Here is a 15,003-nt window from a genome sequence, read left to right as displayed (position 1 = left end):
AGTAAGCGATGACCCGATCTCTTGTCGAGGACGTGTGGCCGCTCTCGCCGTTGCAGGAAGGGCTGCTGTTCCACGCCGCCTTCGACGAGGAGGGCCCGGACGTCTACCAGGGCCAGCGGACGCTGGCCCTGGACGGCCCGCTGGACGCGGACCGGCTGCGCGCCTCCTGGGAAGCGCTGGTCGCCCGGCACCCGGTGCTGCGGGCGGGCTTCCGGCGGCGCAGGTCGGGCGACGCGGTGCAGGTCGTCGCGCGCGAGGTGACGCTGCCGTGGCGGGAGGCCGACGTGTCGGGCCTGGACGGGGCGGCGGCCGCCGCCGAGGCCGGACGGCTGGCCGCCGAAGAGCGGACCGAGCGGTTCGACCCGGCGGTGCCGCCCCTGCTGCGCCTGCTGCTGATCCGCCTGGGCGCCGGCCGGCACCGGCTGGTCATCACCTCCCACCACGTCCTGATGGACGGCTGGTCGATGCCGGTCCTGCTCAACGAACTGACCACGGTGTACGCGGCGGACGGGGACGCGAGCGGGCTGCCCAGGGCGGCCCGCTACCGCGACTACCTGGCCTGGCTGAACCGTCAGGACAAGGACGCCGCCCGGCAGGCGTGGCGGGCCGAACTGGCCGGCAACGACGAGCCGACCCTGGTGGCTCCGGCCGACCCGGCCCGGCTGCCGGTGGTCCCGGAGAGCCTGATCAGCGAGATCCCCGAGGACCTGACGCGCGGCCTGGTGGGGCTGGCCCGCGCCCACGGGCTGACGGTCAACACCGTGGTGCAGGGCGCCTGGGCGCTGCTCCTGGCGCGGCTCGCCGGGCGTGACGACGTGGTGTTCGGCGCCACGGTGGCCGGCCGCCCCGACGCGCTGCCCGGCGTCGAGTCGATGGTGGGCCTGTTCATCAACACGCTGCCGGTCCGGGTCCGGCTGGACGGCGGAGAGCCGCTGCACCGGCTTCTGGCGGGCATCCAGGAGCGGCAGACCGCGCTCATGTCCCACCAGCACCTGGGGCTGGGGGAGATCCAGAAGCTGGCCGGTCCCGGCGCGGTCTTCGACACCCTGGTGGTGTTCGAGAACTATCCGGCGACGCCCGCCGGGGCGACCGGTCCGGACGCCTTCACCCTGCGCTTCCTCGAAGGGCGGGAGACCTCCCACTACCCCTTCACGCTGGTCGTCGTGCCGGGCGAACGGATGCTCTGCAAGCTCGACTTCCGCCCCGACCTGTTCGACCGCCGTACCGCCGAGGCCGTGTTCGCCCGGCTGGTGCGGGTGCTGGAGCAGGTGGTGGCGGACCCGTCCGCGCCGGTGGGCCGGATCGGCGTCCTGGGGGCGGACGAGCGGCACCTGGTCGTGGACGGCTGGAACGCGACGGCGGCGGAGGTGCCGGGCCCGTCGGTGCCGGAGCTGTTCGCCCGGCGCGTGGCGGCGGCGCCGGACGCCGTGGCCGTCCGGGACGAGCGGCGGTCGCTGACGTACGGCGGGCTGGACGCCGAAGCGGGGCGGCTGGCCGCGTACTTGAACGGTGCGGGCGTACGGCGCGGCGACCGGGTCGCGGTGGTGCTGGAACGGTCCGCCGACCTGGTGGTGGCGCTGCTGGCGGTCTGGAAGGCCGGAGCGGCGTACGTGCCGGTGGACGCCGGGTACCCGGCGGAACGCATCGCGTTCATGCTGGCCGACGCGCGGCCGGCGGCCGTGCTGTGCGCGGAGGCGACGCGCTCGGCGGTCCCGGTCGACGCGGACGGCCGTCTGGTGGTGCTGGACGCGCCGGAGACCGCCGGACACGACGGCCCCGACCCCCGCACCCCGCTCACCGCGCACGACACGGCGTACGTGATGTACACCTCAGGCTCGACCGGGGTGCCGAAAGGCGTCTCCGTGCCGCACGGTAGCGTGGCGGCCCTGACGGGCAGCCGCGGCTGGGCGCTCGGCCCGGACGACGCGGTGCTGATGCACGCCCCGCACGCCTTCGACGTTTCGCTTTTCGAGATCTGGGCGCCGTTGGTCGCCGGCGGCCGCGTCGAGGTGGCACGGCCGGGCGCGGTGGACGCGGAGCGCATCCGCGAGGCCGTCTCGGACGGCGTGACGGCGGTGCACGTCACGGCCGGGCTGTTCCGGGTGGTCGCGGAGGACGCCCCGGAGTGCTTCGCCGGGCTGCGTGAGGTGCTGACCGGCGGCGACGTGGTCCCGGCGGCGTCGGTCGCGCGGGTGCGCGCGGCCTGCCCCGAGGTGACCGTACGGCACCTGTACGGGCCCACCGAGGTCACGCTGTGCGCCACCTGGCACGTCCTGCGGCCCGGCGCCGACGCGGGTGCGGAACTGCCGGTGGGCCGCCCGCTGGACAACCGGCAGGTGTACGTACTGGACGCGTTCCTCCAGCCCGTACCGCCGGAGGTCGTCGGCGAGCTGTACGTCGCGGGCACCGGCCTGGCCCAGGGTTACTGGCAGCGCGCGGGGCTCAGCGCCGAACGCTTCGTGGCGTGCCCGTTCGCCACCGGCGGGAGGATGTACCGCACCGGCGACCTGGTGCGCTGGACGGCCGAGGGCGAGCTGGTCTTCGTCGGGCGGGCGGACGCGCAGGTCAAGGTGCGCGGGTTCCGCGTCGAACTGGGCGAGGTGGAGGCGGCGCTGGCCGCGCACCCGGCCGTCGGCCAGGCCGTGGTCGTGGCCCGTACGGACGGCCCCGGCGAGCGGCGCCTGGTGGGCTATGTGGTGCCCGACGGGCAGGAGACGGACGCGGACCAGATCCGCGAGCACGTCGCCAAGGTGCTGCCGGACTACATGGTCCCGGCGGCCGTGCTGGTGCTGCCGTCGCTGCCGGTGACGGTCAACGGCAAGGTGGACCGGGTGGCGCTGCCCGCCCCCGACTTCGCCGGGCGGGTGTCCGGGCGGGCCCCGAGCACCCCCGCCGAGGAGCTGCTGTGCGGGCTGTTCGCCGAGGTGCTCGGCCTGGAGCGGGTGGGGGCCGACGACGGCTTCTTCGCGCTGGGCGGTGACTCGATCGGCTCGATGCAACTGGTGTCGCGGGCCCGGCGCGCCGGACTGGTTCTGACGCCGCGTCAGGTCTTCGACCTCAAGACGCCCGGGCGGCTGGCGGCGGTGGCGGCCCCGGCCGACGCCGCGGCCCGCACCGGCTCCGACCCGGACGACGGCGAGATCCCGTGGACGCCCGTGATGCGGGCGCTGGGGGAGCGCGCCGCCCGTCCCGGCTTCGCCCAGTGGATGGTCATGGGCGCGCCCGCCGGACTGGGACTCGACGTGCTGACCGCCGGACTCGCCGCCGTACTGGACACCCACGCCGTACTACGGGCCCGTGCCGAGACCGGCGAGCGGCCCACGCTGCACGTGCCCGGCCGCGGCGCCGTGGATGCCGCCGCGCTGGTCACCCGTACCGACGCCACGGAAGTACCGGACGAGGCCCTGGACGGCATCGCCGAGGGCGCGGCCCGAGAGGCCGCCGCCCGGCTGGACCCGGCCGCGGGCGCGATGGTCCGGGCGGTGTGGGTGGACGCCGGTCCGCACCGGACCGGACGGCTGGCCCTGGTCGCCCACCACCTGGTCGTGGACGGGGTGTCCTGGCGCATCCTCGCCCCCGACCTGCAAGCGGCCTGCGAAGCGGCGGCCTCGGGAGAGGTGCCCGAACTGGACCCCGTCGTCACGTCCTTCCGCCGGTGGGCCGACCTCCTCGCCGCCCAGGCGACCGACGTGGCCCGCACCGCCGAACTCGCCGGCTGGACCGCCCTGCTCGACACCACGGCCCCCCAGCTCGGCACCCGTACGCCCGACCCGGACACCGACACCGCGGCCACCCTGCGCCGCCGCTCCTGGACGCTGACCGGCGCGACGGCCGCGGCCGTGCTGAACCGCGCCCCGGCGGCGTTCCACTGCGGCGCGCACGACGTCCTGCTGGCCTCGCTGGCCGGCGCGGTCGCCCACCGGCGGCCCGGGACCGGCGCCGCGCTCCTGGTGGACGTGGAAGGGCACGGCCGGGAACCGCTCGACGGCACCGATCTGACCCGTACGGTGGGCTGGTTCACCAGCGTCCATCCGGTCCGCCTGGACCTCTCCGGCCTCGACCTGGCCCAGGCCCTGGCGGGCGGGCCCGCGGCCGGGACGCTGCTCAAGACCGTCAAGGAACAGGCACGCGCGGTGCCAGGCGACGGGCTCGGGTACGAGCTGCTGCGCCACCTCAACCCGGAGACCGGCCCCGCCCTGGCCGCCCTCCCGGCCCCGCAGATCGGCTTCAACTACCTCGGCCGCTTCACCGCGGGCGCGGACGGCGGCGCCGTCGGCCCGTGGCAGACGGCCGGCGCCACCGCGATCGGCGGTACGGCCGCGCCGGACCTGCCCGTCCAGCACGCCCTGGAGGCCAGCGCCGTCGTCCGCGACACCCCGGACGGCCCGGCACTGGACCTCGCGCTGAGCTGGCCCGCCGCCCTCCTCGACGAGACCGCGGTGGACGGACTCGGCCAGGCATGGCTGGACCTCCTCGGCGGCCTGGCCGCCCACACCGGGAGCCCCGGCGCGGGCGGGCACACCCCCGGCGACTTCCCGCTCCTGGACCTCACCCAGGAGAGCGTGGCGGCGCTGGAGGCCGTCGTGCCGTCCCTGACGGACATCTGGCCGCTGTCGCCCCTCCAGGAAGGGCTGCTGTTCCACGCCGCCTTCGACGAGGAAGGCCCGGACGTCTACGAGACCCAGCGGCTGCTGGAACTGACCGGCCCCCTGGACGCCGTCCGGCTGCGCGCCTCCTGGCAGACGCTGCTGGACCGGCACGACGCGCTGCGCGCGAGCTTCCACCAGCGGGAGTCCGGCGACACCGTGCAGGTCGTCGCCGGGGACGTCGAACTGCCCTGGGGCGAGGCGGACGTGTCGGCGCTGCCGGAATCCGAGCGGCAGGCCGCACTGGACCGGCTCGCCGCCGACGAGCGGGCCCGGCGCTTCGACCTCGCGGTGGCCCCGCTGCTGCGGCTGCTCCTCGTCCGCCTGGCGGAGAACCGGCACTTCCTGGTCGTCACCAGCCACCACATCCTGCTGGACGGCTGGTCGATGCCGATCGTCCTCGACGAACTGGGCGCGGCCTACGCCGCGGGCGGCGACGGTACGGGCCTGAAGCGGACCGCCTCCTACCGCGACTACCTGGCCTGGCTGGACGCGCAGGACAAGGACGCCGCGCGGACCGCCTGGCAGGCCGAACTCGCCGGTGCCGAGGAATCCACCCTGGTGGCCCGCTCCGACCAGGGCCGGGCCCCGGCGGAGCCCGAGACCGGCGCCGCCGAACTCTCCGAGGACGGCACCCGCGCCCTGACTCGGTTGGCCCGGCAGCACGGCCTGACCGTCAACACCGTGGTGCAGGGCGCCTGGGCGATGGTGCTGGCGCGTCTGGCCGGGCGGACCGACGTGGTGTTCGGCGGCACCGTCTCCGGCCGCCCGCCGGAGCTGCCCGACGTCGAGTCGATGGTCGGCCTGTTCATCAACACCCAGCCCGTACGGGTACGGCTGGACGGCGCCGAACCGGTCCTGCGGATGCTCACCGGCCTCCAGGAGCGCCAGTCCGCGCTCATGGCCCACCAGCACCTCGGCCTGCCGGAGGTGCAGGGCCTGGCCGGTCCCGGCGCGGTCTTCGACACCATGCTGATGTTCGAGAACTACCCGCGGACCACCGCCACCCTCTCCGCCTCCATGCGCGCGGGCGGCGAGGTGACGATCTCCCAGGCGAACCTGGTGGCGGGCACCCACTACCCGCTGGCCGTGGGCGTCGTCCCCGGCGACCGGCTGCGGATCTACGTGACGTACCGCCCGGACCTCTTCGACCGGCGCGAGGCCCGGCAACTGGGCGAACGCGTCGTCCGCGTACTGGAACAGGTCGTGGCGGACCCGCAGGCGCCCGTCGGCCGGATCGGCGTCCTGGGCGCACCGGAGCACCACCGCGCCGTGACGGAGTGGAACCCGGCCGCTGCCGGGGAGCCGGCCGCCGCCACGGTGCCGGAACTGTTCGCCCGTCAGGTGACGCGCTCCCGCTCGGCGGTGGCCGTGTCGGACGGGGGACGAACTGTTCAATATGGCGAGTTGGACAGCGAGTCGGACCGTCTCGCCGCGTACCTGGGCGGCCTCGGCGTGGGCCGTGGCGACCGGGTCGCGGTGCTGATGGAACGCTCGGCCCACCTGGTGGCAGTGCTGCTGGGCATCTGGAAGGTCGGCGCGGCGTACGTGCCGGTCGACGCCGGGTACCCGGCGGAGCGGGTCGCGTTCATGCTGGCCGACTCGGGCCCGTCGGTCGTGCTGTGCACCGAGGCCACGCGGTCGGCGGTGCCGGGCGACGCGGCCGGACAGGTGGTCGTGCTGGACACGCCGGAGGTACGGGCGGCCGTGGCGGCGTGCCCGGCCGGGAGCCCGCAACCGCCCCTTTCTGCCGACGACTTGGCGTACGTGATGTACACCTCCGGCTCCACCGGCGTGCCGAAGGGCGTCGGCGTGCCGCACGGCAGTGTGGCGGGACTGGCGGCGGACCCCGGCTGGGCGCTCGGCCCGGACGACGCGGTGCTGCTGCACGCCCCGCACGTCTTCGACGCCTCGCTGTACGAGATCTGGGCGCCGCTGGCCACCGGCGGCCGGGTGGTGGTGGCCGCCCCCGGTACGGTCGACGCCCGGCGGGTCCGTGAGGCGGTGGCGGCGGGCGTGACGGCCGTGCACCTCACGGCGGGCCTGTTCCGCGTGGTCGCCGAGGAGTCCCCGGACTGCTTCGCGGGCCTGCGCGAGGTACTGACCGGCGGCGACGTGGTCCCGGCCGGGTCCGTCGCCCGCGTACGGGAAGCGTGCCCCGGCGTCGTGGTCCGGCACATGTACGGGCCGACCGAGACCACCCTGTGCGCCACCTGGCGTCCGCTGCGGCCGGGCGAGCCGGTGACGGACGACGTGCTGCCCATCGGCCGCCCGCTGGACGGCCGCCGGGCGTACGTGCTCGACGCTTTTCTGCGGCCCGTGCCGCCGGGTGTGGACGGCGAGCTGTACCTGGCCGGCGCGGGACTGGCGCGCGGCTACCTCGACCGCCCCGGCGCGACCGCCGAGCGGTTCGTCGCCTGCCCGTTCCCGCCCGCCACGGGGGTCCCCCGGCCGAAGGCCGGGGGCGGATGTACCGCACGGGCGACCTGGCGCACTGGACGCACGACGGTGAACTGGTCTTCGCCGGACGGACGGACACCCAGGTCAAGGTGCGCGGCTACCGGGTGGAACCGGGCGAGGTGGAAGCCGCGCTGGCCGGGCACCCGGCGGTCGCCCAGGCCGTGGTGGTGGCCCGCGAGGACCGGCCCGGCGAGCGGCGCCTGATCGGGTACGTCGTGCCGGACGGGACGGCCGTGGACGCCGAGGCGGTCCGCGAGCACGTGGCCGGGCTGCTGCCCGAATACCTCGTCCCGGCCGCCGTGGTGGTCCTCGCCACCCTCCCGGTGACCGCGAACGGCAAGGTCGACCGGGCCGCGCTGCCCGCACCCGACTTCGCGGCGCGCGCCTCGCGGCGGGCGCCGCGCACCGGCACCGAGGAGACCCTGTGCGCGCTGTTCGCCGAGGTGCTGGGCCTGGACCAGGTCGGCGTCGAGGACAGCTTCTTCGAGCTGGGCGGCGACTCGATCATGTCGCTGCAACTGGTGTCGCGGGCCCGGCGCGCCGGGGTGGTCGTCACGCCCTGGCAGGTGTTCGAGGAGAAGACCCCGGAACGGCTGGCCGAGGTGGCCGAGACGGCCGGGGACGACACCGCGGCCGCACCGGAACCGGCGGACAGCGGGGCGGGCGAGGTCGCCTGGACCCCGGTCGTACGGGCCCTCGGCGTACCGGCGGCGACGCGCGGCGAGTTCGCGCAGTGGGCCGTCGTGGGTGCCCCCGCCGGGCTCGGCCAGGACGTGCTGACTGCCGGACTGGCGGCCGTCCTGGACACCCACGCCATGCTGCGGGCCCGGGTGACCGACGGCCCCGAACCGGCGCTGCACCTCGCCCCGCGCGGCACGGTGGACGCCGCCGCGCTGGTCAGCCGGGTCGACGCCACGGACGTACCGGACGACGGCCTCGACGCGGCGGCGGACCGGGCCGCGCGGGAGGCGGTACGGCGCCTGGCGCCCGCCGAGGGCGTCCTGGTGCAGGCGGTGTGGCTGGACGCCGGTCCCGCGCGGACCGGCCGGCTGGTGCTCGCCGTCCACCACCTGGCCGTCGACGGCGTCTCCTGGCGCATCCTCGTCCCGGACCTGCAAGCCGCCTGCGAGGCCGTCGCGGCGGACCGCGAGCCGGACCTCGACCCGGTCGGCACGACCTTCGCCCAGTGGTCGGCCCTGCTCACCGAACAGGCCGCCGACCCCGCACGCACCGCCGAACTGGAGCACTGGACCGCCCTCCTGGACGGCCCCGACCCGCTGGTGGGCGAGCGCGCGCTCGACCCGGAGCGGGACACCGCGGCCACCGTCCGCCGCCTCACCTGGACCGTGCCCGCCACCGAGGCCGCCGTCCTCGCGGCCCGGACACCGGCCGCCTTCCACTGCGGCGTCCACGACGTGCTGCTGGCCACGCTCGCCGCCGCCGTGACCCGGCGGCAGCGGGAGCGCGGCCAGGACACCGGCGCCGGAGTCCTGGTGGACGTCGAAGGGCACGGGCGCGAGCCGGTCGCGGGCGCCGACCTCTCCCGTACGGTCGGCTGGTTCACCAGCACGCACCCGTTGCGGTTGCGCCTGGCCGACCTCGACCTGGCCCAGGCCCTGGCGGGCGGGCCCGCGGCCGGGGCGCTGCTCAAGACCGTCAAGGAACAGGCGCGTGCCGTGCCCGGCGACGGGCTCGGGTACGAGCTGCTGCGCCACCTCAACCCGGAGACCGGCCCCGCCCTGGCCGCCCTCCCGGCCCCGCAGATCGCGTTCAACTACCTCGGCCGGTTCACCGCCGGGGCCGCGCCGGAGACGGCCGCGCCCTGGCAGATGGCCGGGGAGGCGGCGCTCGGCGGCTCGGTGGACGCGACCATGCCCGCCCGGCACGCCCTGGAGGCGGGCGCGGTGGTCCAGGACGGCCCTGACGGGCCCGCCCTGACCCTGACCCTGAGCTGGCCCGGCGGACTCCTGGACGATGACGCCGTACGGCGGCTCGGCCAGGACTGGCTCACGGCGCTCGGCGGTCTGGCCGCGCACACCGACGGGCCCGGCGCGGGCGGGCACACCCCCTCCGACTTCTCCCTCCTGGAGCTGACCCAGGAGACCGTGGAGGAGCTGGAGGCCGCCGTGCCGTCCCTGGCCGACATCTGGCCGCTGTCGCCCCTCCAGGAAGGACTGCTGTTCCACGCCGCGTTCGACGAGGACGGCCCCGACATCTACGAGGGCCAGCGGATGATGGAGCTGGCCGGCCCGCTCGACGTCGCCCGGCTGCGGGCCACGTGGGAGACGCTGCTGGTCCGCCACCCGTCCCTGCGGGCCAGCTTCCACCCGCGCGCGTCGGGCGAGACCGTGCAGGTCATCGCCCGGGACGTGCCGCTGCCGTGGCGCGAGGCCGACCTGTCGGACGTGCCCGCCGACGCCGTACCGGCCGCCCTCCAGGAACTGGCCGACGGCGACCGCGAGCACCGGCTGGACCTGACGGTCGCGCCGCTGCTGCGGCTGCTGCTGGTCCGGCTCGGCGAGCGGCGGCACATGCTGGTGCTGACCAGCCACCACATCGTCAAGGACGGCTGGTCGCTGCCGGTGCTCATCAACGAGATGGCCGCGGTGTACGCGGCGGGCGGCCACGACCGCACGCTGCCGCCGGCCACCTCCTACCGCGAGTACCTGACCTGGCTGGACCGCCAGGACAAGGCGGCCGCGCGCGCCGCGTGGCGGGCGGAACTGGCCGGGGTGGACGAGCCGACCAGCGTGGTCCCGGCCGAACTGGTCCGGGCGCCCGCCGTACCGGAACGCATCCGCTTCGAGCTGAGCGACGACCTCACCCGGCGGCTGACGGAGCTGACCCGCGGCCTCGGCCTGACCACGAACACCGTGCTGCAGGGCATGTGGGCCCTGCTGCTGGCCCGGCTGACCGGCCGCGACGACGTGGTCTTCGGAACCACCGTGGCCGGCCGCCCGCCGGAGCTGCCGGGCGTCGAGTCGATGATCGGCCTGTTCATCAACACGCTGCCGGTCCGCGTGCATCTGGACGGCGGCCAGCCGGTCGTCGACATGCTCACCGACCTCCAGCGCCGCCGTACCGCGCTGATGGCCCACCAGCACGTCGGGCTGCCCGAGATCCAGCACCTCGCCGGGCCCGGCGCGACCTTCGACACGCTCGTGGTCTACGAGAACTACCCACAGCCGCCCGAGCAGCCCGCCGACCCGGACTCCCTCGCGGTACGCCCGGCCGGCATCCCCGAGGACCGGGGCCACTACCCCCTCACCTGGATCGTGGCCCCGGGGGAGCGCGCACAGGGCGACTTCATCTACCGCCCGGACGTCTTCCCGCGCGCCCGCGCCGAGCGGATGCAGGCCGCGCTGGTCCGTGCCCTGGAACAGGTGGTCGCGGACCCGACGACGCCCGTGGGCCGCGTGCGGCTGCTGGGCGAGGACGAACGCGAGCTGGTCGAGACGCGGTGGAACCGGACCGCGGCGCCGGTCCCGGCCACCACCCTGCCGGACCTGTTCGCCCGGCAGGCCGCCGAGTCCCCGGACGCGACGGCCCTGGTGACGGACGACCGCACACTGACCTACGGCGAACTGGCGCAGGAGGCAGGCCGCCTGGCCCGCTACCTGACCGGGCTCGGCGTCGGGCCGGAGCAGCGGGTCGCGGTGGCCGTGCAGCGGTCGGCGGCCATGGTGACCGCCGTACTGGCCGTGACGGCGGCGGGCGGCGCGTTCGTACCGGTGGACCCGGCGCACCCGGCGGAGCGCGTGGCGTACGTCCTCGCCGACGCCGGACCGCCGGTGGTGCTGTGCACCACGCGGACCCGGCACGTCGTACCGGACGCGTACACCGGACACGTCGTGGTCCTGGACGACCCGGCGGTGGCGGCCGAGGTCGCCGCGCTGCCCGGCGGCCCCCTGACCGACGCCGAGCGGACCGCGCCGCTGCGCCCGGCCCACGCGGCGTACGTCACCTACACGTCCGGCTCCACCGGACGGCCCAAGGGCGTCGTCGTCCCGCACACGGGCGTGGGAAACCTCGCCCGCGCCCAGATCGAACGGTTCGCGGTGACACCGGAGTCCCGGGTCCTGCAGATGGCGTCGCTGAGCTTCGACGCCGCGGTCTCCGAACTGTGCATGGCCCTGCTGTCCGGCGCGGCCTCGGTCGTCCCCGGCGCGGAGGGGCTGCCGCCCCACGTGGCGCTGGGCGCCGCGCTGCGCCGCTGGGACATCACCCACGCCACGGTCCCGCCGAGCGTGCTGGCGGTGGCCGAGGAGCTGCCCTCGACGCTGGAGACGCTGACCGTGGCGGGCGAGGCGTGCCCGCCGGGCCTGCCCGCCCGCTGGGCCGGGACGCGGCGCATGGTCAACGCGTACGGGCCGACCGAGACGACGGTGTGCGCGGCGATGAGCGCCCCGCTGACACCGGACGCCGACGTGGTGCCGATCGGCCGGCCGATCACCAACTCCGGTACGTACGTGCTGGACGCCTTCCTCCAGCCGGTCCCGCCGGACGTCGCCGGTGAGCTGTACGTCACCGGCGTCAACCTCGCCCGCGGCTACCTCGACCGGCCCGGCCTGACCGGCGAGCGCTTCGTGGCCTGCCCGTTCGCGCCCGGCGAGCAGATGTACCGCACCGGCGACGTCGCGCGCTGGACGCCGGACGGCGACCTGGTCTTCGTCGGCCGCGCCGACGCCCAGGTCAAGGTGCGCGGCCACCGCGTCGAGCCGGGGGAGATCGAGGCCGCGCTGGCCACCCACCCGGCCGTGGCCCAGGCCGTCGTGGTGGCCCGCGAGGACCGGCCCGGCGAACGCCGCCTGGTCGGCTACGTCGTCGCGGACACGGCCACCGGCGACCGCGACGCACGGCTCGAACAGGAACACGTCGGCGAGTGGCAGGACCTGTACGACACGCTGCACGCCAACCCGGAGTCCGACGTCCTCGGCGAGAACTTCGCCGGGTGGAACAGCAGTTACGACGGGCAGCCCATCCCGCTGGAGCAGATGCGCGAATGGCGGGCCCGCACCGTCGAACGCATCCGGGCCCTGCGCCCCCGCCGGGTGCTGGAGCTCGGCGTCGGCACCGGCCTGCTCCTGTCGCAGCTCGCGCCCGACTGCGAGGCGTACTGGGGCACCGACTTCTCCGCCTCGGCGATCGAGGAGCTGCGCCGGCACGTGACCGCCGACAAGGAGCTGGCCGGACGGGTCGAACTGCGCACCCAGGCCGCGCACGAGGACGACGGCCTGCCCGCCGGGTACTTCGACACGATCGTGCTCAACTCGGTCGCCCAGTACTTCCCCAACGCCGGATACCTCCAGGAGGTCGTCGAGCGGGCCCTGCGGCTGCTGGCACCGGGCGGCGCGCTGTTCGTCGGCGACGTACGCAACGTCCGTCTCCTGCGGGCACTGGCCACCGCCGTGCACGCGGGCCGCGCGGAGCACGACGGCGACCCGGCAGCGCTGCGGCGGGCCGTGGAGCGCAGCGTCGTCCTGGAGAAGGAACTCCTGGTCGACCCGGAGTTCTTCACCGCGCTGCGGGACCGGCTGCCGGACGCCGTCGGGGTGGACATCCGCCTCAAGCGCGGCCACCACCACAACGAACTGACCCGCTACCGCTACGACGTGACGCTGCACAAGCGGGGAGCCGCCGTGCTCTCCCTCGACGGCGCGCCCGAACGGGACTGGGCCGGGCACAACGGCGGCCTCACCGCGCTGCGGCGCCACCTGGACGCCGAACGCCCGGACCGGCTGCGCGTCACCGGTGTGCCCAACACCCGGGTCGCGCACGAGGCCGCGCTCGCCCGTACCGTCCAGGAGGGCGGGGACCCCGCACAGCCGGGAGCCGGTGTCGCTACGGGGCACCAGCGCCCGAGCGCCGACACCCCCGACGTCGAGGCGTTCCACGAGCTGGGGGAGAGCCTGGGCTACTGGGTGGGCGCCACCTGGTCCACCGGCACGCCGGAGACCCTGGATCTCGCGTTCGTCCGCTCCGAACTGGTCGACGGCAGCGCGCCGGTGGACACCTACGTCCCCGCCGCGGGCCCGGCGGACCCGGCGGCCCCGCTGACGGCGTGGACCAACGCGCCCGCCGCGGGCCGCGACACCGGAGCGCTGCTGGCCGCCCTGCGCGAACACGTCGCCGAGCGGCTGCCCGAGTACATGGTCCCCGCGGCCCTGGTGCCGCTGGACCGGCTGCCGCTCACCCCGAACGGCAAGACCGACCGCGCGGCGCTGCCCGCGCCGGACTTCGCCGGGCAGGTCTCCGGGCGCGCGCCGCGCACCCCGGTGGAGGAGACCCTGTGCACCCTGTTCGCCGAGGTCCTCGGGCTCGAACGGGTGGGCATCGACGACAACTTCTTCCACGTGGGCGGCGACTCCGTCATGTCGATGCAGCTTGCCTCCCGGGCCCGCCGCGCCGGACTGACCCTGACGCCACGTCAGGTATTCGAGCAGCCGACCCCCGAACGCCTCGCCGAGACCGTGGAGTCGGAACGGGCGGCGGACCGCGCACGGGCGGCCGGCAACGTCGGCACCGGTGAGATCGCCCCGACCCCCGCCGTACGGGAACTCGGCGCGCACGCCTTTGCCAGGGGCCTCGCCGAGTGGATCGTCGTCACCGCACCGGCCGGCCTGCGGACGCACACCCTGACCGCCGGCCTCGCCGCCGTACTGGACACGCACGACATGCTGCGGGCCCGGGTACGGCCGGACGACGACGAGCAGCCGGTGCTGGTGGCCGGTGAACGCGGCACGGTGGACGCCGACTCGGCCGTCATCCGTATCGACGGCACCCGCATCCCCGACGACGAGCTGGACGCCGTCGCCGACCGGGCGGGCCGCGAGGCGGCGGAACAACTGGACCCCGCCACCGGCCCCGCGCTCCGCGCCGTATGGCTCGACGCCGGAACCGGGCGGACCGGCCGGCTGGCCCTCGCGGCCCACCACCTCGTCGTGGACGAGCCGTCCTGGCGCGTCCTGCTCACCGACCTCGCGGCGGCCTGCGCCGCCGTGGCGGCCGACGCCGTACCGGAACTCGCGCCCGTCGGCACGTCCTTCCGGCGGTGGGCCGCGGAGCTGGACGCGCCACCGGCCGAGGAGAGCGGGACCCGCACCGGGGAACGGCTCGCCGCCGCCCCCGTACAGCACCGGACGTGGACCGTACCGCGCGACACCGCGGCCACCCTGCTGCACCGGACCCTGCCCCTCTACCACTGCGAGCCCGAAGAGGTGCTGCTCGCGGCCCTGGCGGGCGCGATCGCCCGCCAGGGGGACGGCGAACCCGTCCTGGTGGCCGTCGAGGCGGACGGCAGGCGCTCGGCTCCGGACGCGGACGACGGGGAACTGGCGCGTACGGTCGGCAGGTTCACCCGCACCCGTCCCGTCCTGCTGGACCTGTCCGGCGCGGATTTGGACGGGGCTTGGGCAGGCGGACCGGCGGCCGGTACGTTGTTGAAGGCCGTCAAGGAACACCTGCGTGCCGACCCCGGGGCCGGCGCGGTCCCGGCCGCCCTGCCGGAACCCCGCCTCTCCTTCACCCACCGGGACCGGACCCGCACCGGGCCCGCCGACACGCCCTGGCAGCCGGCCGGCCCCGCGGCCGCCGGCGGCACCACCCGGCCGGGCCCGGCCGCCCCGTACGACCTGGAGGCGAGCACCGTCCTCCGGGGCACCCCGGACGCACCGGAACTGACCCTCACGCTCGGCCGGACCGCGCACACCGCGGACGCGACGGCCGAGCGCGTCGGCCGGGCCTGGCTGGACCTGCTGGCCGCCCTGGCCGCGCACACCACCGATCCCGCGGCGGGCGGTCACACCCCCTCCGACTTCGGCCTCCTCGATCTCGCCCAGCGGCAGATCGACGAGCTGGAAGCCGGATTCACCGACGACAAGCGCTAGCGACCGACAAC

Annotated in this window: 1 protein-coding gene and 1 pseudogene; both read left to right on the top strand. The window is 75.9% G+C overall.

Features of this window, described 5'->3' with window-relative positions:
* Positions 1–8 precede the first annotated feature (8 nt).
* Positions 9–7,028: pseudogene (locus EJG53_RS42225) on the top strand (amino acid adenylation domain-containing protein); the annotation flags it as partial.
* 86 nt (positions 7,029–7,114) lie between these two features.
* Positions 7,115–14,992, top strand: coding sequence for a non-ribosomal peptide synthetase (locus tag EJG53_RS06515; RefSeq protein ID WP_125044043.1), 7,878 nt, complete (start codon positions 7,115–7,117; stop codon positions 14,990–14,992).
* The last annotated feature ends 11 nt before the right edge of the window (positions 14,993–15,003 follow it).

This window comes from Streptomyces chrestomyceticus JCM 4735 (assembly GCF_003865135.1).
Lineage (GTDB): Bacteria > Actinomycetota > Actinomycetes > Streptomycetales > Streptomycetaceae > Streptomyces > Streptomyces chrestomyceticus.
Note: the sequence above shows the minus strand (reverse complement) of the source record. Positions and strands in the feature narration are given on the sequence as shown.

Coding starts and splice junctions, on each gene's coding strand:
- EJG53_RS06515 (WP_125044043.1), top strand. CDS start 7,115: ATGTACCGCACGGGCGACCTGGCGCACTGGACGCACGACGGTGAACTG.